The following is a 21,559-nucleotide window of genomic DNA, read 5'->3' on the forward strand; positions in this document are numbered from 1 at the left end:
CCGCCACCGTGGTGGTCATTGTGCTGCAAGCTCCATGATCTTTACCTGATCGGCTTCCGCGCGATCCAAAATGCCGGACAAACGCCCCTGACGTATAGTCATGACACGGTCGCTCATCCCGAGGATCTCGGGCATCTCCGAGGAGATCATGATCACCGCCAGGCCTTCGCCGGCAAGATTAGAGATCATGCGGTGGATTTCCGCCTTAGCGCCGACGTCGATACCCCGGGTAGGCTCGTCAAGTATGAGGATGCGCGGCTTCGTCAACAGCCAGCGGGCGATGAGTACCTTCTGCTGATTGCCTCCGGAGAGATTCAGGATCAACTCCTCCATGTTTGGGGTTTTGACCCTCAGCGCGCTTGTCATAGCATCACAGTCGCGGGACAGCCGTGTTTGATCGACGAAGCCGCGCCGGACATAGCCGCTGCGCAGCGCCGCCATCTGCATGTTTTCCTGGATGTTGAGAAGCAGAAAACAGCCGGACTCCTTGCGTTCTTCGGTGAGGAAGGCCATGCCATGTTCCATGGCGACAGCAGGCGAATCCACAACCACCTTCTTGCCACCAATCTCGATAGTACCCGAGGTCGCCGGGGTGACGCCAAAGATCGTCTCGGCTATATTGGAACGCCCCGCACCAACCAGGCCCGCGATGCCGAGGATCTCGCCGGCTCGTAAGTCGAAGGAAATGCCCTCGAAGAGGCCGGCCAGTCCGAGATTGCTCACTCTCAGGACGACGTCGCCAATCGGGGCGGGTGTCTTCGGAAACATCTGCGAGAGCTCGCGACCAACCATCATTCGAATAACGTCGTCGCGGGTGACCTCGTTGGCGGCTCTGGTCGCGATGTGCTTGCCGTCACGAAAGACCGAGACCTCATCGGCAATTTCGAAAAGCTCGTTCATCTTATGCGTTATGTAGATGATCCCCTTTCCGGCTTCCCTGAGTGTTCGGATGATCCGGAAAAGGTGCTCCACCTCACGCTCGGTCAGAGTCGAGGTAGGCTCGTCCATGATCAGGACGTCTGATTCATAGGAAACCGCTTTCGCGATCTCGACCATTTGTCGGCTGGCGACGGAGAGCTTACCGACTTGTTCGTCCGGGTCTATATCGATCCCGAGGCGGTCGAAGAGTTCCAGCGTGCGGCGGCGCAACTCGTCGTGGTCGATAAAGCCAAATCGGTTCTTCGGCTCGCGGCGAATCCATACGTTTTCCGAGACCGTCATCGGCGCCATGAGGTTGAGCTCTTGGTGGATCATGGCGATTCCGTTGTCGAGCGCGTCGAGCGGGCTGTTCAGCCGGATCGATTGGCCGCGCCACTTAAATTCCCCGGCATCCGGCGTGTAGATCCCGGCAATGATCTTCATCAATGTCGACTTGCCGGCACCGTTCTCGCCCATGAGCGCATGCACGCTGCCGCGGCGAACCCGGAATGAGACATTGTCGAGCGCAACGACCCCCGCAAATTCCTTGCGGACGTTTTCGACCTCCAAGAGATACTCGGAGTTAGGCAGCGCACCCGTTTCGCGAACGACCTTGATTGTAGATGGTGACAGCATGCTGTTAGCCTTTCACGCTCCGCCCTTCGGCGTAGGACCTGATAGAATTGATGCGCCGCAACTTTGAAACTCGCCCGAGACCGTATTGGCGATCTCATTCATTTTCTTCTTTTCCCCGCTGCACTTTGGTGTCCGGCAAGTGCTGTTGCTCCGGCCCTCTTTGCTGCTCCTCTAAGCAGACTGCCGGATCGTCAGTGAAAACGGCAGGATGACGGTTCGGTTGTGATCGTTCGTGGCGGGCGTTTCGTTGATCAGCTCCGCAATCGCAGGGCCGAAATCGAACGCCGGAACCTTGACGGTCGTGAGCCAAGGAGCAAGCCACCCGTTCACGCGATTGTCGTCGAACCCGAAGATGATCAGCTCTTCGGGAATCCGCATGTTCCTCTCCATGGCGGCCCGATAAACACCGTAGGCGATCATGTCGTTGGCGCAGAAGACTGTGTATCGACGGCTGCGGTCAGCCAGAAGAAGCGAACCTTGCTGGTAGCCGGCCTCCATCGTGAAAGCGCACTCGAACCGGAGGACTTGGCGCATCTCGCCGACACCGGCGAGAAAGCCTTCAAGGCGCCGACTGCTTCCCGGATAATGTCGTGGCCCGTGGATTGCCACGCAGTTCTCGTAGCCATGCTCGATGAAATAGCGTCCGACCGCGAAGCCGGCAGCGAAGTTATCAATCCCGACATAGGGAGCGACAATGCCGGGCGCGGGCCGGCGATTCACGAATATGAGGTTGTTTTGCCGCTCGGCCATCTCGCGCAATCGCGGTGTATCCATTGCGCCCTGTAGAACGATCGCTCGCGCACGCAGGCCCTGCGCATCTGCGAGCAGGCCGTCCTGCTTCTCAGCGTTTTCAGCCGTGTTTGCGAGCACCAATGAAAGTCCAATGCCTTTGAGCGCATTCTCAACCGACGCTGCGACATCGGCGGTAAAGAGGTTGGTGGCATCGGGCACCAGCATCATCACGACCCGGCTGCTCGCCAGTCGGAGCGAGCGACCGATCTCCGAGGGCGTGTAACCGAGCTCCTCTGCGGCACTGCGTACACTCTCAATTGTCTCGGGAGCAATCGCGCTCGTCTTGCCTGTGAAGAACCGCGAAACCGTGGCGGTGGAAACCCCGGAAAGGCGTGCTACATCGCGGATGGTCGGCGGCTTGGCCATTTCATTTTGTCCAGATGTTTCGAGGAGGTCCGCGTTCGCCCCACTTGGATTGCAAGTGCTCTTGGTTCCATGATTGAAGGGGCCCTGCCACTCGGCGAAAGCCCACCTTTCAAGCGCTCTGCCACTCGCGTCCAAACGTGCATGAATTTTTCAATTTCCGTAATGTAAACGTGTACACTATGCAAAATGCCGATGTCAACGATTACATGAGGGGATTTGTTTATCCCGGAAAGGAAGGCCCGGCTTTGGCAGCAAGTGCGCTCGCTCGTTTGCGAGTCCCTGCCCTTGTCTAAGCAGACTTTCTGATCGTCAGCGTAAACGGAAGAATAACGTTCCTATTGGGATCGTCGGAGGCGATCGGCTCATGAATGAGTTTGGCGATGGCAGGCCCGAAATCGAACGCCGGAACCTTCACGGTGGAGAGCCAAGGCGCCAGCCACTCGTTCAACCGATTGTCGTCGAAGCCGAAGATCACCAGATCGTCGGGCACGCGCATGCTCTTCTCCATGGCGGCGCGATAAACCCCATAGGCAATCATGTCGTTGCCGCAAAATACCGCATATCTACGGGTGTGATCAGCCAGCAGCAACTGACCTTGGCGGTAACCCGCCTCCATGGTGTATGCGCTCTCAAACTGAAAAACAGGGCGCTCCTGCCCGAGACCGGCAAGGAAGCCATCAAGCCGCTCAGTGCTGCCGGAGTAATGGCGCGGTCCGTGAATTGCAACGCAGTTCTCATACCCGCGCTCCACGAAATAGCGGCCGACCGCGCGACCCGCCGCGAAGTTGTCGATGCCCACGTAGGGAGCGATGATTCCCGGCGCCGGGCGACGATTGACAAAAATAAAGTTGTTCTGCCGCGAAGCCATGTCACGCAGGCGCGGCGTATCTATTGCACCTTGCAGCACAATCGCGCGCGCCCGCAGACCTTGTGCGTCGGAGAGTAGCCGGTCCTGCTGTTCCGCATTTTCGGAAGCGTTCGCCAGCACCATAGAGAGGCCGAAATCTTTCAGCGCCTGTTCGACTGACGCCGCAACATCCGCAGTAAAGGGATTCGTTGCATCGGGGACCAACATCACGACCACACGGCTGCGAGCCAGGCGGAGCGAGCGCCCAATCTCTGATGGCGTATACCCAAGAGCCTCGGCGGCGTTACGCACACTCTCGATGGTTTCAGGTGAAATCGCATCAGTCTTCCCGGTAAAGTATCGAGACACTGTGGCGGTCGATACACCCGACAGGCGTGCCACGTCGTGGACAGTCGGCGGCTTGCTCATCTAAACTCGCTCAATCCAAAGAGAAAAACGTCGCCGGGGCTGCGTTCGAAGCCCATGCAGTGCTGTACACACGGCGTGGCATTTGATCAACTAGAATGACCAATGTCAACGATTACATGCCTGAGCGCGGCTCGCAGGTCCCATCCGAAAGGCGGTCTGCCTCTGAAAAATGGGACTCATCAGGTGAGAACGAAACAAGGTCCATCATCGTCATTGTTCACAACCAGCGCGACCAGGGCGTGTTAGGCTTCCGGTTTGTCCAATCGAGGACATGAAACGCCTCTTAAGCGATACAGCCGACGCCGATGACAGCATATCCGACCACTGCGCTTGAATGCCCATCAGCGTTGCAGTCCGCGAGCCGATTGGCATTGCTTTTGAGGCCATTTACATTGCGTAGAATGCGGGACGTGCTTCAATCGTTAGCTGTGCTGTGGCGTTCGCTCCGAGTGCCGCGACGATCTGTTCTGCCAGAGACCTGGTGACATATCCGTCCCACGCGCCAGCCCCGTGACTGGACTCACCCGTTCTTACAGATCTTACCCAAGCATTCATCTGGCTTGTGTAGGCATTTCGGAAGCGTGGCACCCAATTTTCTGGATAAGTTGAGCCGTGATGACCAGCGACATTCCTGACAGTGGCGGTTGGGAGGGCGGTCTCGATAGTTCCATCACGGCCGACGAGCTGCGAATGCACATGATAACCGTAGCCGCAGTTCATGAAGATCTCGGTTGAAACGATCTCGTTCTGGTCGGTCTGCATTGTGATCATCAGCGGGTCACCACCCGGCCCGGAATAAACCCGCGCCGACACCATCTCCGAGCCGAGCAGCCACCTACTCATGTCGATCTCGTGGACAAAGGCATTCGTCACCGACATCGGTCCGCTGAACCATGCAGGCACGACGGGATTGCGATGGACGTTGTGCAGGATGACCGGCTTTCCAATTTCCCCTGCTTCACGCAGCCGTTTCATCTCTACATAGGGCGCATCGAAGCGCCGCATGTAGCCAACTTGAACCAGTCGCCGCCCTTTGGCGACCTCTGCCTCGACAACTTGAAGCGCCTCGGCCTCGGTGAGTGCAAGGGGCTTTTCGCACAGCACTGGCTTACCCACTTCGATGCAAGCCAGCACGAGGCTGCCGTGCATCGCATCCGGCGCGGCGATCACAATCGCTTCGACGTGATCCGAGTTGATCAGCTCGAGCGGATCAGTGAACACCCTACGTCCTCCGGCTGCGGCACGGGCACGGTCTTCGTCAGCATCGCAAACGGCCGAAAGCTGCGCCCCGCTGGTCTCCTCGCGAAGAATGCGGGAATGTTCCGAGCCCATCACCCCGGTTCCAATTACACCTACCGCGACGCTCATTGCCCACCTACCCGAATGAATAGAGGGTTAAGGCAGCAGAGTTTTCGATGTTTGTTGTCATCCCTTACCTCTCCCTTCCTGGCCGCAGTCCCTGCGGGTGACATGCTAGCGCGAAGGTTCCCCTTCACCACCGGCGGGCAGTTTCTGAAGCCAACTTGTGAACCCACACAGGGTTTGACGGCCGCCTTGCGAATGTTAACGTATACAAACCGCGATTTTTGTCTATGTCAACGATAACATCCAGTTTACGGTGGAAGTAGAGCATGCGCGGCGGCGATTGGATCCCAAGCCCTTTAGAAGTTCGGGCGCGCCGCGGATGGGTATCGATGGAGATTATGGGGACCTAGAATGTTCAGCCTAAGAAGCCTGGAAGTTTTTTATTGGGCAGGACGCCTGCGCAGCTTCTCCAAGGCAGCAGAGAAGCTCAACACCACGCAGCCGACAATCTCACAGCGGATTGGGGCGATGGAGGAACTAGTCGGCGAACCTCTGTTCGATCGAATGGCGAAGCCCATAGCTCTGACAAGGGTTGGGCGAACCCTATTCGGCCATGCAGAATTGCTTCTGCGGCAGGTCGTTGCCATGGAGCGCGATCTTGAACTCAATAGGCACCTGCACTGCAGGATACGCCTTGGGGTCTCGGAAACTATTGTTCAAACGTGGCTTTCGCGATTTCTCGAACAGGCCTCGCGCCGCTTTCCAAACATAGACTTCGACATGACGGTGGACGTCACCCCGTCAATGCTCGTTGCCCTGCAAAACGGCGAAATCGACATCGCACTGATGTTGGGACCCGCAGTCCTCGAAGGTTTCACCTGTGTAAAACTCAAGGACTACCCTCTGCGGTTCTATGCGATCCCCGGGCTCGTCACGGGCGAACCGCTCACATATCAGAAAGCTCCGACCGTCCCCATTTTGACCTATCCTCGTAATACCTACCCATTTGACTATCTCCGGGAGCTGATATTTGAAAAAAGCGGTCAACCCCCTCGAATCTTCGCAAACTCATCGATCTCGACAATCGAGAAACTGGCGCTCGACGGCATAGGCGTTGCACTTGTTGCAGAAGGCACTCTCGGTGCGGCAAAGGACGGCAACATTCTTCAGCCTGTCCCAAGCGAAATAGACCTCCCCCCCTTGAGGTTCTACGCGTTCTACCCGTTAGGCTTCGGCAGCGAAATGCTTGAGGAACTTGCGGCGATTGCGCAGCGCGTTGCCAGTGAGGACTCCCACGCGCAATGAGGACGCATTACATCTCCTTATGCCGATCGATCAGGGATTATAATTTTACTTTAAGTCATCGCTGAGCTTGTCTTGGAGCATATACCGTCTTTGGAGCTCCAGGTGACAGTTCAACCTCCACTCGACCATTTCGAACCGACTGCAGATTCAATCCAAGCGGCGCGGGATCGTATTGGGAAATATGCGGTGCGTACGCCGATCCTAGAGAGTCAGGAGCTGAACCGGCTGGTTGGAGGACGTGTGCTCATCAAGCCGGAGAACCTGCAACGTTCCGGCTCCTTCAAGCTTCGCGGCGCCCTGAACAGGGCCTTGCAGCTCAACGCGGCGCAGCGTGATTGCGGCATTGTGACGTGGTCGTCAGGCAATCACGGATTGGCAATCTCGTTTGTAGCCAGAGAACTTGGGATTCGAGCCACTGTTTTGATGCCTTACGACGCTCCCAAGACGAAGGTGGAGGGTGTGCGGCAAAACGGCGCGAGCGTCCGGCTCTACGACAAAACCAAGGAAGATCGTGAAGAGATCGGCGCGCAAATCGCGGCTGAGAGCGGAGCTGTCATCGTGCCGCCCTATGACGATCCGTACGTCATTACCGGTCAGGCGACCCTCGGTGCGGAAATCGCCCACCAAGCTGCTGAAATAGGTGTCTCGCTTGATGTTGCGCTGTTTTCGTGTTCCGGCGGAGGGCTTGTTTCAGGCGCTGCTTGCGGAGTTCACACTCTCATGCCGCGGGCGGCAATCTATAGCGTTGAAGCCGCAGGTTTCGACGGGATGGCGCTTTCGCTTGCCGCCGGTGAGCCGCGAAAAGCGCCCGCGCTTGCCACATCGATCTGTGACGCTCTGCTGGTCCCTGCTCCGGGCAAATTGACGTTCCCGATATGTCGAAAGCATCTCGCCGGCGGGCTGTCTGTCGACGACGACGAGGTGAAGGAGGCTATCCGCTTCGCCTATCGTGACCTGAAACTCGTGGTCGAACCCGGCGGGGCGGTAGCATTGGCCGCGCTGTTGGCCGGCAAGTTGGAAATCACGGGAAAAATCGCCGCGATACTGGTCAGCGGCGGCAACGTCGATTCTGACAAGTTCGCCAACTACCTCACCACCGTATCGGAACCTGAACATGCTTGATCTGCAAAGTGCAAAGGGCGAGAGAATCGCCCGGACTATCGAGAATTTTATGACGCTCGATCTCACAGGCCTCGGGCTGATCGGCAAGATTTATGAGGCGCTTCAAAGCCGCCAGCCCGGCCCGGCTTGCATGACGGCCGCCAAACTGATTTGCGACCGGGTGCGCGACCATGGCGGTCCGATTGTCATTGCCACAGGCTTTCCCGAGGGGGCCGGCGTCCCTGAGACCGATGGCCCCGTGGGTGCAGCGCTCATGGCGCGTGCATTCTTCCTGGGGCTGGGTGTTGAAACGATCATCCTGACGGACAACGACTGGGTTGAAATGACGACCGGGACTTGCCGGGGAGCCGGCCTCTCTCCCCTTCCCTTCCCCGAATCTGGCGTAATCCAGTCGGTCGAGTTCATCCGACCGGTCTACATTCGCAGCGTGCCAAAGGACGATGCAGGCTGCCGGCAGATTACGGACTCTCTGCTCGATGTAACCAGACCGTCCCTGGTCATCTCGATTGAGCGCCCAGGAAGAAATGACCGTGGCGTCTATCATGGTCTCGGTGGACGGCCTCTCGACGGTCTTGTCGCCGATCTCGATCAATTTTTCCTTCGCGCGAAATCCAAAGGCGTTCCGTTCGTTGCTATCGGCGATGGAGGAAATGAGTTGGGGATGGGCGTGATCGCAGAAGAACTCAAGGTCTTTTCACCGAAGGCCAAGGATAGTGGCCATCCGGGACGTGGAGGTGTGGCGGCGGCAACGGCAGCCGACCACCTGATCGTTTCGAACGTCTCCAACTGGGGTGCTACCGGGCTTATCGCTGCCCTTTCGGCACTACTTGAGAAACCCTCGATCTTCCACGACGGCGAGTTGGAGCGCCGGTGCATAGAACAATGCGTTTCCTTCGGTGGTGTCGACGGCATGTTCATGGGGCCGGAACCGGCAGTGGATGGCATTTCCGCTACCGAGTGGGCAGGGCTTGTGACCACGTTGCGCAACACGCTTGAGCGCCTCGCCGGCAGGGTCGTTGGCTGGAAAGGCGATAGCGGCGATTGGCGCCAACTGAAGTGAGAACAGGGATGGGGATGGGGATCGTTGATGCGCGCTTGACCAGCCTCGGTCTGGAGCTTCCCGAAGAAAATCCTCCTCAAGGGAACTATGTTCCCTTTGTCCAATCGGGTGCTCTGGTCCTCGTCGCCGGCCAGGGCCCTCGCAAGGGTGGTCAGCTGATCTACAAGGGCGTTATTGGCGATAATTTGACCCTCGCGGATGGCCAGGCAGCCGCCCGCCTTTGCGCATTGAATATATTGGGACAGTTGCGCTCCGCCTGCAGCGGTGACCTTGATCGGGCCGTACGGCTCGTCCGGGTCGCGGGGCTTGTCCGTTGCACAAAGCTCTGCCCCGAGGCACGAATGGCGGCCGTGTCTATGCTGAAACAGCTAGGTCAGCGAATGCGTCACGGTGGCTAGTTCTCTCCTTCGCATCGGAGGAGGTCAAGCCGGTTTAGTCTTCCTCATACCCATGGAAATCTGGATGGTGTTGGAACGCCCGTCGCAACGGCGTTGGTTCCGCGGAACCAACGCTGCAAGCGGCAAGAACAGCCTTCAAGGCGATTGGGCGATAGTGCACCGAGAGATCGGGAGCTTTCTGATGGCCTTTATCCATGTTGGAAGTCATCCGACAGTCCTTTAATCTGGCAATTCCGGTAAATGCTGCTCTCGCCCACCGATATCTTGGCCGTCCGGCCGGACGGGGCCGTATTCGCATTCGCGATCCAAGCCGATGAAGGTATCCAGGCTTAAGAGATGTGCCTGTACTTATTGAGCGTGACCGACTGGATCCACTGGCCGGCTTTTGCGCCGAATGCCTTCATTGATTCCGTATTGTTGTGCAGGTCGAGCGACTGCTCATCGTCCCAGATCTCATAAAAGAGGAATTCTCCGGGGCGATCGAGCGAAACGTGCAGATCGTATTGGACGAAGCCTGGCTCCGTGCGTGCGATGGAAACCAGTTCCATCAACCCGTCTCTAAGGAGGTCCTCTTTTCCTTGATGCGCGATGACCACTGCGACAACTACAAGCTTTTCCTTCATGTATCGCCTCTCCTTCACAGATTTTCGTTGGTTGATCGCATGTCAAGCATCAGCTAGCTGTGGTTCCAACTCGATGGATACTTTCGACCTAATTGAATTTGCAATGAAGCAGCCTTTGTGCGCGCGGTGATGCAACCGAGCCAGAGCGTCGCGATCGGGTTGCTTTTCAGAACTGAAGGAGACTCTGGGCCGAAGCGTGATCGACGATACCCAGTGGAAACCCACAGGGCTTTTGGCGACCGTGCCGACGGCTTCGTCGACATAAGTGCTGACCGTATACCCGCTTCCTTCGCAAATCGCCAGGAAGTACAGCATGTGGCAACTTGCGAGCGCAGAAACGAGCAACTGTTCTGGATCGGCCATTTCGCTGTTGCCTAAGTAATCCGGGGCTGCCGAGACAGGGATAGTTACCTGAGGGCTGATGATTGACTTATGGTCGCGGCTGTATGTACCGGGTTGTTTGGTATGCTCAGTCGCGCTCCATTCAACGCGCACGATGTGTTCAGACATTGGTAGCTCTCCAGTTGATGCCGTGAACGGCGGGCACGTCTCGGCGCCCAACTTCGGTTCAGTTTCTCCGGGTCTCTTTGCCGGGCGTAACCGCAAGATCCGCTGGCAAATCGGTAACGAGCATAAATCCCGGCTCATGTGTGATCGCGAGGTCCAGTTTCGCCTCCTGAAGTGCGAGCTGCGGCGTTACCCCACAAGCCCAGAAGCCGAGTATGTCACCCGGTTCGATAACCGGCGGATCGCCGTAATCTGGCCTGATGATGTCTTTGATGCCAATGTCGGCGGGATCGCCTATGTGAACTGGGGCGCCATGGGCAAGCGGATAGCGGTCCGACAAGATGATGGCCTGGATGGCATCGGCCGGCCGAAATGCCCGCATCGACACCACCATCGATCCGGCAAAGGGCCCCGCAGGGTTGGTAGGGAGATTCGTCGCGTACATCGCAACGTTGCGATTGGCACTGATGTGACGGATATCGATCCCAGCGCGAAGGATCGCGCTCTCAAACGAGAATGAGCAACCAAGCGCGAACGTGACGAGATCGTCACGCCAGATGTCCGAAAGGTTGGCTATTGTCTCCGTATGCTCGCCCGACCGATAGACTCGATATCGAGCCACGTCTGTGCGAATGTCAATCGAGCCTAATTCAGGCAAGCCCGGATCGCCCGGCTTGCCAATGCCGAGGAGCGGGCAACTTTTGGCATTGCGCTCGCAAAATAGGCGGAAGTCGGATGCATGCCGCTCAGGCAAAATCACCAGATTGGCTTGCATGAACCCTTCGGCAAACCCGGTGGTTGGGACGCGAAGGCTCCCTTCGCGGATCATCTGTCGAACTTCAGAAGCCGACATGGATGCCTTTGCTGCAACTGATTCCGTTGACATGCGACCCTCATAGGCAGTGAAAGAAGGATAGGGCTAGTGCTGCTGCAGCGCTGACACCATCACCTCTGCAATCGCTACGTCGGCATCCACCGGTCCCCCCGACGCGCCAACCCCCCCGATGACGGTCTTGCCGTCGTGGACCGGCAATCCGCCGCCGAAGACGACAAAGGGCCTGCGCCCGCCGAGCGCATCAAGCCCATAGAGCGCTGCGCCCGGCTGCACGATTTCGAGCCAGCTCCCGGAAGGCGAGCGCAGGGCCAGAGCGGTATATGCCTTGCCTTGAGCGATCTCGACTGTGGAAAGCGCGGCGTCGTCGACGCGCAAGAACGCCATCAGGTTGCCGCCGGCATCCACGATTGCGAGAGAAGAAGGCTCACCAAGCTGCCGTGCTTTCGCCGCGCCGACCTCAATGGCTTTGAGCGCCGATTCATGCGTAATCATCTTCGCCATTTTCATGCCCTCGCCGTTGCCTTAGTTGTAGATTCCGCCGTCGACATTGATCGACTGAGCTGTGACGTACGAAGCCTCATCCGAGGCGAGATAGACGAACAACGGCGCGACCTCTTGCGGTGTGGCCTGTCGTCCAAGCGGGATGACCGTCGGAACCAGGGCTTCCTGCTTGTCTCTGCCACCGATGTAGTCGATGGCCGGCTGGTTGAACGGGGTATCAATCCAACCCGGGCAGACAGCGTTTACACGGATTCCGTCGCGAGCCAGTTCGAGGGCGAGCGTTGTCGTCAACCCAATGACTGCGGCTTTCGATGCCGAATAGGCTAGCAACCCCGGCGCGCCACGCTTGCCGGCAAGCGACGACATCATCACGATCGAAGACTTGGCAGCAGCACGGAGGTGTTTGACGGACTCGCGCGCAAAAATGAAATTGGCCCGGACGTTGATCGTGAAAACCTTGTCCCAGTTGCTGGTACTAAAATCTTCCACTTTGCCCGAGAGTTGGACGCCTGCATTCAGGCACAGCGTGTCCAACCCTTTCATCCAGGCGACCGATTGAGCGATCGCGTCCTTGATTTCGTCTTCCTGCGAGATATCCGCTTTGAAAAAGCGGACTCGCTCGCCAAAACGCTTCTCGACTTCGGCACCCTTGGCTGCATCGATGTCGACCACAGAAACTGTTGCACCTTCGGCCACGAATGCCTCAAGTATGGCAAGACCGATATTCGCCACGCCTCCGGTCAAGAGAACGCGCTTGCCTGACAATCGTCCGGACATGGATTTGCTCCCAATTAGAACCAGTTCATTTCACACTTCGGGCATCGGTAAAGCGCGTGCTCATCCGCGCTGGATGTTTTCGAGGATGGCTTCGTTGGCGGCGGACGATGCCTCCATCTGCGGCATGTGGCCGACCGCCGGGATGACGCGCAGCCGAACATTTTCGGGCAGGTCGGCCGCCTGCGGGAGCGGGACGATCTCGTCCCGTTCGCCCCACAGGAGCGTCACCGGGCAGGTCAGTTCCCGAAGCTGGCCGGCGATCGACTGCAACTGGCCATTGTCGTCGGCGATCGTGTCGGCGATCGCCGACAGCGCCTCCGGCACGCCCTCGAGCCGCTTGAAGCGAAGCGTTCCCTCGACCATGTCGCTGGTGATCTTCGACGGATCGGCAAACAGCCGCTCCAATACGCCGAGCAGCGGCCGGCGGCGTTCCACCGCAACGAAGTCGACGAGGAAATCCCGGCTCATCTGCTTGCTCAGCCCGATCGGGGCGATCAGCGTCAGCGAACCGACGCGCGAGGACCGCTTGGCGGCGATCGCCGCAGCGACAGCGCCGCCAAACGAGTGCGCCACCAGATGGATCCTGCCGGGCGCAACGGCTTCGACCGCCGCGTCGACGGCAGCGACGATCTTCGGGAAGACATCCTCGCCCGCGATCGGCGACGAGGCGCCGTGTCCGGGCAGATCGACCGCAACCACCCGCATGTTTTCGGCGAGCGCCGACTGGTTGAACAGCCAGGTCGAGAGATCGCCGCCAAAGCCGTGCAGCAGCACGGCGGTCTCGTCACTCTCCGGTCCCGCTTCGAGGACGTTGATCACACCACCATCCACAGCGATCGTCCGTGGCGCCGACGCGCCGCCTTCGCCTTCCTCACCCGCACCAAGCCGGTCCGCATAGCTTGCGATGAAGGCGTCGATCTCTTCCGACGTCGCCGCCGCGTCGGCGATCACGCCGGCGAGCGCACCGACCGGCGCCGTCGTTCCCTCGCCAAGGACGATGCGCCTCAGCGTTCCGGTCGCGGCGGCTTCCACGACATTGGTGACCTTGGTGGTTTCGATCTCGAGGATTTCCTGACCGCGAGTGACATGTCCGCCCTCGCCGACCATCCACTGGGTGATCTTGCCCTCGGTCATCGTCATTCCCCATTTGGGAACGGTGACTGCCTCGATTGACGACATCGTGTCTACCTCTTGATGATGGAGGTCGCTGCCTTCACCACGGCATCGGCCGAGGGAATATAGGCGTCCTCGAGATTGGGGGCGTAGGGAACCGGGGAATGCGGCGCCGTCACCAGCTTGATCGGCGCCTTCAGCGCATCGAAGCACTTGTCGGCCAAGAGTGCCGAGATATCGGCAGCCACGCCGCAGCGCGGATTGGCTTCGTCGACGATGACGACACGGCCGATCGTCTCGGTGAACTCGAGCAGCGTGTCCTCGTCGAGCGGCGAGGTGGTACGCGGGTCGATGATACAGGCGGAGATGCCCTCGGCCGCCAGCTTGCGGGCGGCCTCTTCGGCGACCTGGACCATGCGGCCGATAGCGACGATCAGCACGTCCTTGCCGTCGCGCGCCACCCGCGCCTCACCGAAGGGGATCGTGTAGGCGCCGTCCGGCACCTCTCCCACCGTGTCGTAGAGCATCTTGTGCTCGAGGAAGATCACCGGATCGTCGTCGCGGATCGCCTGCAGCAGCAGCCCCTTGGCGTCATAGGGGGTCGACGGGATGACCACCTTGAGGCCGGGAATGTGGGTGAAGATCGGATAGAGCGCCTGGGTGTGCTGCGACCCGGAGCGGCTGCCGGCGCCATAGGTGGCGCGAACGACGAGCGGGGTCTTGGCGCGGCCGCCGAACATGTAGCGGAACTTCGCCGCCTGGTTCATGATCTGGTCGAGGCAGACGCCGGCGAAGTCAACGAACATGATTTCCGCGATCGGCCGCAGGCCGGTGAGCGCCGCCCCCGCCGCTGCGCCGATAAAGGCCGCCTCGCTGATCGGCGTGTCGCGAATGCGCTCCGGCCCGAAGGCGTCCAGCAGCCCGCGGGTGACGCCGAACGGACCACCCCAGGCATCCTTCACGCCGTTGGCGCCGGCGCCGCCGGTCAGATCCTCGCCCATCATGATCACGCGCGGATCGCGGCCCATCTCGAAATGAAGGGCTTCGTTCAGGGCCTGCCGGAAAGACTTCTGTGCCATCGTCGCGGCTCCTTACAAATACTTGACGTAAACATCGGTGGTGAGCGCGGACATCGGCGGGAACGGCGCCGCTCGAGCCGCGCTGACGGCACGGTCGATTGCGGCTTCGACTTCCTCGTCGACGGCATCGAGCTCTGCCGTCTCGACCAGCGACACGTCCTTGACGCGCTTGCGGAAATTACCGAGGCAATCGCGCTCGCGTCGCATTGCCGCCTTCTCCTCGGGGGTGCGGTAGGTGTCGGGATCGCCGCTATAATGGCCGTAGTAGCGCGGCACATGCACATGCAGCATCGTCGGGCCGCCGCCCGCCCGGGCGCGCTCCACCGCCTCGCCGGCCGCGGCATAGACGCTGAAGACGTCGGTGCCGTCGACCTCGATGGTGGGGATGTCGTAGCTTTCGGCGCGGCGGGTGAAGCTGCCGGCCGACACATGCGCATTCGCCGTCGCCTCGCCGAAGCCGTTGTCCTCGATGACGAAGATGATCGGCAGCATCCAGATCTTGGCGAGGTTGAAGCTTTCCGACATCACCCCTTCGTTCATGGCGCCGTCGCCGGCAAAGGCCACCGCCACCTGACCGGTGCCGAGCAGCTTGGCGCTCAACGCCGCCCCGCAGGTGATCGGCGCCCCCGCCGCGACGATGCCGTTGGCGCCGAGCATCCCCTTGCGCAGGTCGGCAATGTGTTGCGATCCGCCCTTGCCGCCGCAGGTGCCGCTGGCGCGGCCGAACAGCTCGGCCATCATGCTGTCGATGTCGACGCCTTTGGCGATCGAGTGACCATGACCGCGGTGCGTCGAGGAGATGTAGTCGTCGTCGCGAAGCTGCAGGCAGACGCCAACGGCGCTCGCCTCCTGGCCGGCATAGAGATGGGTGTTGCCGGGGATGTCGCCGGTACCCATTTCCTGCATCACCCGTTCTTCGAACCGGCGGATCATCCGCATGGTTCGGTAGACGTTGACGAGCTCATCATGTGATAGCTGCAGAGCTGACATTTGTTCCTCACTGATATTTCGGTCCGGCACGGCGCTTACGAACCGATCTTTCTTCGTCGGCATCCATCTGGCGTGTGGTCTCCTCGATTCAGTTCACACTCTTGTTTTTCGGGAGCGTCTGTACTGATCGATGATGACGGCTGCGACGATGATCATCCCCTTGATGATCTCCTGGTAATAGGAGCCGACCTTAAGGAAGGTGAAACCGGAGGTGATGACGCCGAGAATGATAGTTCCGATCACGGTGCCAGTGATGCGACCGACGCCGCCGGCAAGCGAGGTGCCGCCAATCACCGCGGCCGCGATGGCATCGAGCTCATAGGCAACCCCCATTGTAGGCTGGGCGGAAGCCGCACGTGCCGCTGTCACAACACCGGCAAGGCCGGAAAGCAGGCCGGCGATGGCATAGACCTTAAGAAGGTGCGAGCCGATATCGATGCCCGACACTCGCGCAGCCTGCGGATTGGCGCCGATCGCATAGGTGAACTTGCCGTAGCGTGTATAGCGCAGAGCGATGTGTGAGATGATCGCAACGGCAATGAAAATAATTACCGGCAGCGGCAAGGGGAAGCCCAGGAGGATAAAGCTCTTGCCGAGCCAGGTGAAGTCAGGATTCAGCAGCCCGATGGGCTGGCCAAGCGTGTACCACTTGGCAACGCCGCGGGCGCAGACCATCATGCCCAGCGTAGCAATAAAAGGCGGAATATTGGTTTTGGCTATTATCAAGCCGTTGATAAGACCGGCAAGCAAGCCAACCAAGAGCCCTGCCAGAATTGGCCAGATCGGAAGCAGATCCGTCAGCGCCGGATAAAGGGCGCGCACGTCTGCCGAGCTTTGAGCAAGCGACGCCGCCACCATAGCAGCGAGACCAAGCACGGAGCCCGATGAGAGGTCGATCCCACTCGTAATAATCACCTGCGTTACGCCAACGGCAAGAATACCGATGACCGAGACCTGAAGAATAATGATCGACAGCCGCTGCTGGTTGCCGAGGAATGAACTTCCAACAAAAATCCAGCCAAGAAGCTCGAACATGAGCGCAATACCGACGAGCACAAGGGCCGTCGACATTTCGTTCGAAAGCTTTCTTTTCGCTACCGGCTTTCCTGCCACGGCCGTGGCTCCCGAGGACGTTGTCATTGCGAAGAAACCTCCGCCTTAAGAGTCGTTGGAGATAGCCTGCGGATGTGCCGCCGTATGCGGCACATCCGCAGGTCAGCGGCGATCAGTTCTTGTTGAGGTAGGTGTCGACGTTAGCCGCATTCACCAGTTCAAACGGAATCCAGACCGGGGATTGGACCTTCTCGCCCTTGGCAAGCTTGATCGCGGTGTCGACTGAACCGGCGCCCTGTCCCACCGCATCCTGGAAGACTGTGGCGTCGAGATCGCCGGTCTTCACGTAATGCATCGCTTCCTTGGTGGCATCGATGCCGGCGACGATGACGTCCTTCATCTCCCAACCGGCCGCCTTGAGCGAGTTGACAGCGCCCAGCGCCATGTCGTCGTTGTTGGAGAGGACCGCGACCGGCTTGTAACCCGCCGTGATCCAGTTGGTCATCAGATCCTGCGCCTTCACCGGATCCCACTGTGCCGTCTGCTCGTCGATGATCTTCATGAAGTTGCATTCCGGCGTGGCAACAACGTCGTGGACCGCCTTGCTCCGCTGTTCCGCAGCGTGTTGGGCGAGAACACCCTGAATGATCAGAATGCCGGCATCCTCGGTCTTGCCCTCTTCCTTCAAGACGCGGCAGACTTCCTTGGCCTGCAGAGTGCCGGCATCGATCTCCTTCGAGCCGATGAAGGCCGCCTTCGGGCCAAGCTGGTCGAGATCGCTCGGCGTGTTGTTGACATAGACCAGCGGAATGCCGGCATCGGCCGCCATTTTCGTGATTGTCGGTGTTGCGGTGCTTTCCACCACGTTGACGATGATGGCGTCGACCTTGGCGGCAATGAAGTTCTGGATCTGCGACAGCTGTTTGTTGACGTCAGCGTCGGCAAACTCGATCTGCAGAGGTTGGCTGGTCTTGGCGGCCTCGTCCTTCATCGCCTGGACCATCACCGCCAGGAACGTGTCGTTCGAAGCAATGGTAACCCCGATGTCGCCTGCATAAGCAGATGACGCCGCGAGAAGCATCGCCGTTGTGCTAATAATCATTCGCTTCATTTCTATTCCCTCTTTTCTTGTTCGGGTGTCCGGCAGCACCCAAGAGCAACCGGACCGTCCTCCTCCACTGAGAACGGCTAATGGCAACGTTTACATTCGGGAGAGCGATTTCGATGCATTTGCTGCATCCACCAATGGTCTGAGATATTCCAGCGAGACGCGTGCTACCCAGTCTGGCTCGATGCCTCGCTGGTGGAAGCCGCATTCCATCGACAGATAGCCGTCGAAGCCGGTTTCCTTCAGCGCGTCTATGAGCGCCGGGAAGTCGCCCCTGCCCATACCAGGTGGCAAGCGGTTGTTGTCGGAAGCGTGGATATGGACCAGGTCCTTCCCCATCGCATAGACATAGTCGCTCATCACCTCCTTCTCGGTGATGACGTGATGGCTATCGAACATCAGCCGTACGTTCGGCTCACCGACATCCTTCATCATGTCGATGGTATTATCGCAGGTGTTGACGATGTTGCTGTCTTCCGGCGTGGGTTCAATCACAATCTCGACGCCGAAGTCCTGCGCGAAGCCGGCGATTTCCCGAATAGCCTGCGCGGCCCAGTCCCATGCCTGCCGATATGTCGTTCCGAAGATATACCAACCGGGCAGGCAGATCAGCCGCTTGCCCCCCCAATCGGCGGTGAGCTGGACCATCTCCTTGTAATGGTCGACGGCCCAACGACGTTCCTCCGGAATCGGCGACGCGACATTATTGCCAGGCCCGCCGCCATGCGCCGGCAGCATAGCCGCCAGCTCCAGGTCATAGTCCTTAAGCATCTTGCCGATGTCCTTACGCCTTTGGGCGCTCAGCGTCGGCGGAAAGACATGAGGGCTGGCCGCGCCAATTTCGATCGCGTCGTACCCGATTTTCTTGATCCGCCTGATCGTTTCCTCAAGCGTATAGGCCGGCAACCATGTCGGGTTGCTTGCGTAGGGCCAGGTGTGCATTGCGAGCTTGATCGTCATGGGACCACTCCTCAGGCAGCAGACTGCTTGATATCTTCCCAGGCGCCCTTCTCTCCCGAGACGAGAATGGCTTCAGCTATGCGCTCGATCTGCACGCCGTCCTTGAAGTCCGGCGAGGCCGGCTTATTCTCGGCAATGGCCTTGAGGAAGTTGTACCATTCGATTGATTTGATATCGATATAGCCCTGCCCCATGCCCGCAACCGGCCACAGCTTGTCGCCGAACGGCTGGTTCGGTCCGGAATAGATGGTGCGAAAGCCGAAGGCATCCGCCGGATCATCGGCAAAGGCTACGCGAAGCTCATTGAGGCGCTGGTAATCGAAGGCGATCGAGCCTTTGGTGCCGTGGATCTCGAAGCCAAGCTGGTTATGGTGGCCCCACGAATTGCGCGTCACTTCGATGCTGCCGTGCGCCCCGTTGGCAAACTTGATTAGAGTGAGCGCAGTATCGTCGACGTCGACCTTGCCCTTTTCGGAGGAGGCGGCACCGCTTTGGCCAAAGAAGCGCCCAAGAGGCAATGGCCGTTCCGGAATGAAGGTCTTGACGATGGCGTTGACCGAGGCAAACTCGCCAACCAGAAGGCGCGCCGCATCGATCACATGCGTCCCGATATCCCCTAGCGTTCCTGAGCCGGCCTTGGCCTTGTTGAAGCGCCAGGACAGGGGGGCATTCGGGTCAGCGCCCCAATCCTGGAGGTAGTAGCCCCGGAAAGTGAGGATATCGCCAATGCGCCCCTCATCAATCAGGCGTTTTGCCATCTGCAGGGCCGGCGTGTGACGATAGTTGTAGGAGACCATCGTCACTACGCCAGTCTCGTTCGCCGCAGCAAGCATCGCCTCCGCTTCCGCAACCGTCATCGACATCGGCTTTTCGCACATGACGTGCTTGCCGGCCTTTGCGGCAGCGATCGAGATTTCGGCGTGCGTATCATTCGGAGTGCAGATATCGACGATATCGATATCGGGGCGCGAGACCACCTCGCGCCAATCGGTCGCGTACTCCGCGAAGCCATACTGTTTGGACGCCTTCTGCGCCATCTCCTCGTCGATGTCGACGATAACCTTGCGTTCGATCTCGATCGGCGCACCGAAGAGAATTGGCACCACCGCTGTGGCAATCGAATGGGCCTTGCCCATGAAGCCTGTACCGATCAATGCAACGTTCAGCTTTTTCAACCTTCGTCTCCCCCATTCGAGCCGGCAATGTGCCCGGCTGTGGCAAATTTCGATCCTGCCGTGGATTTTTCTGATGTAAACGTGTACACCATAAAAAAATTGCCGTGTCAACGATTACATGCTAGAAATCGGACACACTGTTACACCGGCTCTCGCTGCCGCCGTTGTCCGAAACGAAGGAGGGAAATGGCCGAAGAGACGGGCATCGTCTGAGACGATTTTTGGTCCTTAAGGCTCGAGAGCAGGCAAGCACATGTTTGAGAGTGATTGGGAGGTTTCAATGCATCAACAACGCCGCAAACGTGTGGGGAGCAGCATCGCAGTCTTCGTTGTTGTGCCCCTTTTGTTGCTCCAAGGTGGGCTCGTGAACTTTCAAGGAGCGATAGCGGTCGTCACACGCGAGGTCGCTAGAATGAGCGAAATGAGAACACAACTGGCCGAAGCGAAGCTAGCTGCGCTCAAACATTATCTGGACTTCTCGCACTGACATGCGCTTACCGATGCCCCTGGCGTGTAAACGTCGCCATTGGCGAAAAGACCCGCTTTGCTAACCGCAACGCAAGAAACCACTCGGACGAGCGGGCCACTGCGCCTGAGCGATGCATGGCAGTGCCGACAACTTGATTCGCTCAAATATGCTTGAAGATTTGAAAGGATAAAGAATGCTTCGGATCGGGATTTTGGGATGCGGAAGAATCGGACAGGTGCATGCTCATTCCATCCAGCGAATTTCGCAGGCAACGCTTGTCGCTGTCGCCGACGCCTCTGCAGATGCAGCAAAGGCTTGTGCACGGCGCTTTGGGATAGAGGTTCGCGACACCGCCGGTATCCTGGCCGCGAAAGACATAGATGCCGTGGTAATCGCCACCTCTACGCCAACCCATTTCGACATGATCCACGCCGCGGCGGCAGAAGGCAAAGCTATCTTTTGCGAAAAACCAATCGATCTTTCTTCCGAACGAGTCCGGACATGCATTGATGCTATTGAAAGGGCAGGCGTTCCTTTCATGACCGCGTTCAACCAGCGCTTCGATCCGCACTTTGGCGCTCTGCGCCAGCGAGTGAAGGATGGCGAAATTGGGGATGTTGAAACAGTCTCGATCACGTCCCGGGACCCGGCGCCTCCGCCAGCGGCTTACATCAAAGGTTCAGGGGGCATTTTCCGGGACATGATGATTCACGACCTGGACATGGCGCGCTTCGTGTTGGGTGAGGAACCTGTCGAGGTATTTGCAGTCGGATCCAATCTCATTGACGAAGCAATCAGAGAAGCGGGTGATGTGGACACGGCGGCAGTCATTCTGACGACTGCCTCTGGTCGTATTTGCCAAATTACAAACTCTCGCAGAACGACCTACGGTTACGACAAGCGTCTTGAAGTACACGGCTCAAAAGGCATGCTGCGCGTCTCAAACGTCCTGGAAAACCTCGTGGAAAGCGCCAAAATCACGGGCTTCCAGAGTGCGCTTTCTCAACCGTTTTTCCTCGAGCGCTTCGAGGCGGCATATCTCGCCGAGATGAAGCACTTTGTCGAAGCTGTTTCGACGGGGTCGACGCCAATTCCGAATGCACAAGATGGGCTTCGGGCGCAGCTCATTGCCGATGCGGCAACGCTGTCCTGGCAAGAAGGCCGGGCCGTGGCGATCCCAAAGTAGCCGAA

Annotated in this window: 21 protein-coding genes; 5 read left to right on the forward strand and 16 right to left on the reverse strand. The window is 58.8% G+C overall.

The features are described 5' to 3' along the window. Window positions 1-15: 15 nt before the first annotated feature. From RHIBR816_RS0118235 to RHIBR816_RS0118250, 4 genes are all read right to left on the reverse strand, one after another. On the reverse strand, window positions 16-1,554 hold the full coding sequence (locus tag RHIBR816_RS0118235; RefSeq protein ID WP_018238019.1) for a sugar ABC transporter ATP-binding protein: 1,539 nt from the start codon (window positions 1,552-1,554) through the stop codon (window positions 16-18). A gap of 171 nt (window positions 1,555-1,725) precedes the next feature. Next, window positions 1,726-2,712 (reverse strand): LacI family DNA-binding transcriptional regulator, encoded by a 987-nt coding sequence (locus RHIBR816_RS0118240; protein WP_018238020.1) that lies wholly within the window; start codon window positions 2,710-2,712, stop codon window positions 1,726-1,728. A 289-nt stretch (window positions 2,713-3,001) separates the two neighbouring features. After that, the gene (locus RHIBR816_RS0118245) at window positions 3,002-3,988 is read right to left on the reverse strand and encodes a LacI family DNA-binding transcriptional regulator (protein WP_026187146.1); all 987 of its coding nucleotides are present in this window, start codon (window positions 3,986-3,988) and stop codon (window positions 3,002-3,004) included. A gap of 387 nt (window positions 3,989-4,375) precedes the next feature. Further along, the gene (locus RHIBR816_RS0118250) at window positions 4,376-5,356 is read right to left on the reverse strand and encodes a Gfo/Idh/MocA family protein (RefSeq protein WP_026187147.1); all 981 of its coding nucleotides are present in this window, start codon (window positions 5,354-5,356) and stop codon (window positions 4,376-4,378) included. 348 nt (window positions 5,357-5,704) lie between these two features. Here RHIBR816_RS0118250 and RHIBR816_RS0118255 point away from each other — a divergent pair, with 348 nt between their 5' ends. The 4 genes from RHIBR816_RS0118255 (at window position 5,705) to RHIBR816_RS34390 (ending at window position 9,178) form a co-directional block, all read left to right on the forward strand. After that, complete coding sequence (locus RHIBR816_RS0118255; protein WP_018238023.1) at window positions 5,705-6,598, forward strand: LysR family transcriptional regulator; 894 nt, start codon at window positions 5,705-5,707, stop codon at window positions 6,596-6,598. Between the two features lie 102 nt (window positions 6,599-6,700). Further along, window positions 6,701-7,720 (forward strand): threonine/serine dehydratase, encoded by a 1,020-nt coding sequence (locus RHIBR816_RS0118260; protein WP_026187148.1) that lies wholly within the window; start codon window positions 6,701-6,703, stop codon window positions 7,718-7,720. Then, complete coding sequence (locus RHIBR816_RS0118265; protein WP_018238025.1) at window positions 7,713-8,780, forward strand: DUF4392 domain-containing protein; 1,068 nt, start codon at window positions 7,713-7,715, stop codon at window positions 8,778-8,780. Before RHIBR816_RS0118260 ends, RHIBR816_RS0118265 begins: the two co-directional genes overlap by 8 nt. A gap of 14 nt (window positions 8,781-8,794) precedes the next feature. Further along, complete coding sequence (locus tag RHIBR816_RS34390; protein WP_084811278.1) at window positions 8,795-9,178, forward strand: RidA family protein; 384 nt, start codon at window positions 8,795-8,797, stop codon at window positions 9,176-9,178. A gap of 329 nt (window positions 9,179-9,507) precedes the next feature. Here the strand turns inward: RHIBR816_RS34390 and RHIBR816_RS0118285 are convergent, their stop codons facing one another. The 12 genes from RHIBR816_RS0118285 to RHIBR816_RS0118340 form a co-directional block, all read right to left on the reverse strand. Further along, the gene (locus RHIBR816_RS0118285; protein WP_018238028.1) at window positions 9,508-9,801 is read right to left on the reverse strand and encodes a putative quinol monooxygenase; all 294 of its coding nucleotides are present in this window, start codon (window positions 9,799-9,801) and stop codon (window positions 9,508-9,510) included. 42 nt (window positions 9,802-9,843) lie between these two features. Next, the gene (locus tag RHIBR816_RS0118290; RefSeq protein ID WP_018238029.1) at window positions 9,844-10,311 is read right to left on the reverse strand and encodes an OsmC family protein; all 468 of its coding nucleotides are present in this window, start codon (window positions 10,309-10,311) and stop codon (window positions 9,844-9,846) included. 58 nt (window positions 10,312-10,369) lie between these two features. After that, window positions 10,370-11,194 carry a putative hydro-lyase gene (locus RHIBR816_RS0118295; protein WP_026187149.1) on the reverse strand — a complete coding sequence of 275 codons (825 nt, stop codon included), beginning with the start codon at window positions 11,192-11,194 and terminating at the stop codon, window positions 10,370-10,372. A gap of 33 nt (window positions 11,195-11,227) precedes the next feature. Continuing rightward, entirely contained in the window at window positions 11,228-11,650 is a 423-nt protein-coding gene (locus RHIBR816_RS0118300; RefSeq protein WP_245262620.1) for a heme-binding protein, read from the reverse strand. A gap of 15 nt (window positions 11,651-11,665) precedes the next feature. Further along, window positions 11,666-12,421: an SDR family NAD(P)-dependent oxidoreductase gene (locus RHIBR816_RS0118305; RefSeq protein WP_018238032.1), complete on the reverse strand. Its 756-nt coding sequence runs from the start codon at window positions 12,419-12,421 to the stop codon at window positions 11,666-11,668. Between the two features lie 60 nt (window positions 12,422-12,481). Then, window positions 12,482-13,600: an acetoin dehydrogenase dihydrolipoyllysine-residue acetyltransferase subunit gene (locus RHIBR816_RS0118310; protein WP_026187150.1), complete on the reverse strand. Its 1,119-nt coding sequence runs from the start codon at window positions 13,598-13,600 to the stop codon at window positions 12,482-12,484. Window positions 13,601-13,605: 5 nt separating this feature from the next. After that, window positions 13,606-14,613 carry an alpha-ketoacid dehydrogenase subunit beta gene (locus RHIBR816_RS0118315; protein ID WP_018238034.1) on the reverse strand — a complete coding sequence of 336 codons (1,008 nt, stop codon included), beginning with the start codon at window positions 14,611-14,613 and terminating at the stop codon, window positions 13,606-13,608. Between the two features lie 12 nt (window positions 14,614-14,625). Continuing rightward, the gene (locus tag RHIBR816_RS0118320) at window positions 14,626-15,603 is read right to left on the reverse strand and encodes a thiamine pyrophosphate-dependent dehydrogenase E1 component subunit alpha (protein WP_026187151.1); all 978 of its coding nucleotides are present in this window, start codon (window positions 15,601-15,603) and stop codon (window positions 14,626-14,628) included. Window positions 15,604-15,696: 93 nt separating this feature from the next. After that, the gene (locus RHIBR816_RS0118325) at window positions 15,697-16,743 is read right to left on the reverse strand and encodes an ABC transporter permease (RefSeq protein ID WP_026187152.1); all 1,047 of its coding nucleotides are present in this window, start codon (window positions 16,741-16,743) and stop codon (window positions 15,697-15,699) included. An 85-nt stretch (window positions 16,744-16,828) separates the two neighbouring features. Next, window positions 16,829-17,767 (reverse strand): substrate-binding domain-containing protein, encoded by a 939-nt coding sequence (locus RHIBR816_RS0118330; protein WP_026187153.1) that lies wholly within the window; start codon window positions 17,765-17,767, stop codon window positions 16,829-16,831. Window positions 17,768-17,857: 90 nt separating this feature from the next. After that, window positions 17,858-18,724 (reverse strand): sugar phosphate isomerase/epimerase, encoded by an 867-nt coding sequence (locus tag RHIBR816_RS0118335; RefSeq protein ID WP_018238038.1) that lies wholly within the window; start codon window positions 18,722-18,724, stop codon window positions 17,858-17,860. An 11-nt stretch (window positions 18,725-18,735) separates the two neighbouring features. Further along, window positions 18,736-19,899, reverse strand: coding sequence for a Gfo/Idh/MocA family protein (locus RHIBR816_RS0118340; RefSeq protein ID WP_018238039.1), 1,164 nt, complete (start codon window positions 19,897-19,899; stop codon window positions 18,736-18,738). A gap of 662 nt (window positions 19,900-20,561) precedes the next feature. Between RHIBR816_RS0118340 and iolG the strand changes: the two genes are divergently transcribed. Continuing rightward, window positions 20,562-21,554: an inositol 2-dehydrogenase gene (gene iolG, locus RHIBR816_RS0118350; protein ID WP_018238041.1), complete on the forward strand. Its 993-nt coding sequence runs from the start codon at window positions 20,562-20,564 to the stop codon at window positions 21,552-21,554. Window positions 21,555-21,559: the final 5 nt, after the last annotated feature.

The sequence above is a fragment of the Ensifer sp. BR816 genome (assembly GCF_000378985.1).
In the GTDB taxonomy this organism is placed as follows: domain Bacteria; phylum Pseudomonadota; class Alphaproteobacteria; order Rhizobiales; family Rhizobiaceae; genus Sinorhizobium.

Coding starts and splice junctions, on each gene's coding strand:
- RHIBR816_RS0118240 (WP_018238020.1), bottom strand. CDS start 2,712: ATGGCCAAGCCGCCGACCATCCGCGATGTAGCACGCCTTTCCGGGGTT.
- RHIBR816_RS0118330 (WP_026187153.1), bottom strand. CDS start 17,767: ATGAAGCGAATGATTATTAGCACAACGGCGATGCTTCTCGCGGCGTCA.
- RHIBR816_RS0118300 (WP_245262620.1), bottom strand. CDS start 11,650: ATGAAAATGGCGAAGATGATTACGCATGAATCGGCGCTCAAAGCCATT.
- RHIBR816_RS0118325 (WP_026187152.1), bottom strand. CDS start 16,743: ATGACAACGTCCTCGGGAGCCACGGCCGTGGCAGGAAAGCCGGTAGCG.
- iolG (WP_018238041.1), top strand. CDS start 20,562: ATGCTTCGGATCGGGATTTTGGGATGCGGAAGAATCGGACAGGTGCAT.
- RHIBR816_RS0118320 (WP_026187151.1), bottom strand. CDS start 15,603: ATGTCAGCTCTGCAGCTATCACATGATGAGCTCGTCAACGTCTACCGA.
- RHIBR816_RS0118335 (WP_018238038.1), bottom strand. CDS start 18,724: ATGACGATCAAGCTCGCAATGCACACCTGGCCCTACGCAAGCAACCCG.
- RHIBR816_RS0118295 (WP_026187149.1), bottom strand. CDS start 11,194: ATGTCAACGGAATCAGTTGCAGCAAAGGCATCCATGTCGGCTTCTGAA.
- RHIBR816_RS34390 (WP_084811278.1), top strand. CDS start 8,795: ATGGGGATCGTTGATGCGCGCTTGACCAGCCTCGGTCTGGAGCTTCCC.
- RHIBR816_RS0118245 (WP_026187146.1), bottom strand. CDS start 3,988: ATGAGCAAGCCGCCGACTGTCCACGACGTGGCACGCCTGTCGGGTGTA.
- RHIBR816_RS0118315 (WP_018238034.1), bottom strand. CDS start 14,613: ATGGCACAGAAGTCTTTCCGGCAGGCCCTGAACGAAGCCCTTCATTTC.
- RHIBR816_RS0118290 (WP_018238029.1), bottom strand. CDS start 10,311: ATGTCTGAACACATCGTGCGCGTTGAATGGAGCGCGACTGAGCATACC.
- RHIBR816_RS0118310 (WP_026187150.1), bottom strand. CDS start 13,600: ATGTCGTCAATCGAGGCAGTCACCGTTCCCAAATGGGGAATGACGATG.
- RHIBR816_RS0118250 (WP_026187147.1), bottom strand. CDS start 5,356: ATGAGCGTCGCGGTAGGTGTAATTGGAACCGGGGTGATGGGCTCGGAA.
- RHIBR816_RS0118265 (WP_018238025.1), top strand. CDS start 7,713: ATGCTTGATCTGCAAAGTGCAAAGGGCGAGAGAATCGCCCGGACTATC.
- RHIBR816_RS0118255 (WP_018238023.1), top strand. CDS start 5,705: ATGTTCAGCCTAAGAAGCCTGGAAGTTTTTTATTGGGCAGGACGCCTG.
- RHIBR816_RS0118305 (WP_018238032.1), bottom strand. CDS start 12,421: ATGTCCGGACGATTGTCAGGCAAGCGCGTTCTCTTGACCGGAGGCGTG.
- RHIBR816_RS0118235 (WP_018238019.1), bottom strand. CDS start 1,554: ATGCTGTCACCATCTACAATCAAGGTCGTTCGCGAAACGGGTGCGCTG.
- RHIBR816_RS0118285 (WP_018238028.1), bottom strand. CDS start 9,801: ATGAAGGAAAAGCTTGTAGTTGTCGCAGTGGTCATCGCGCATCAAGGA.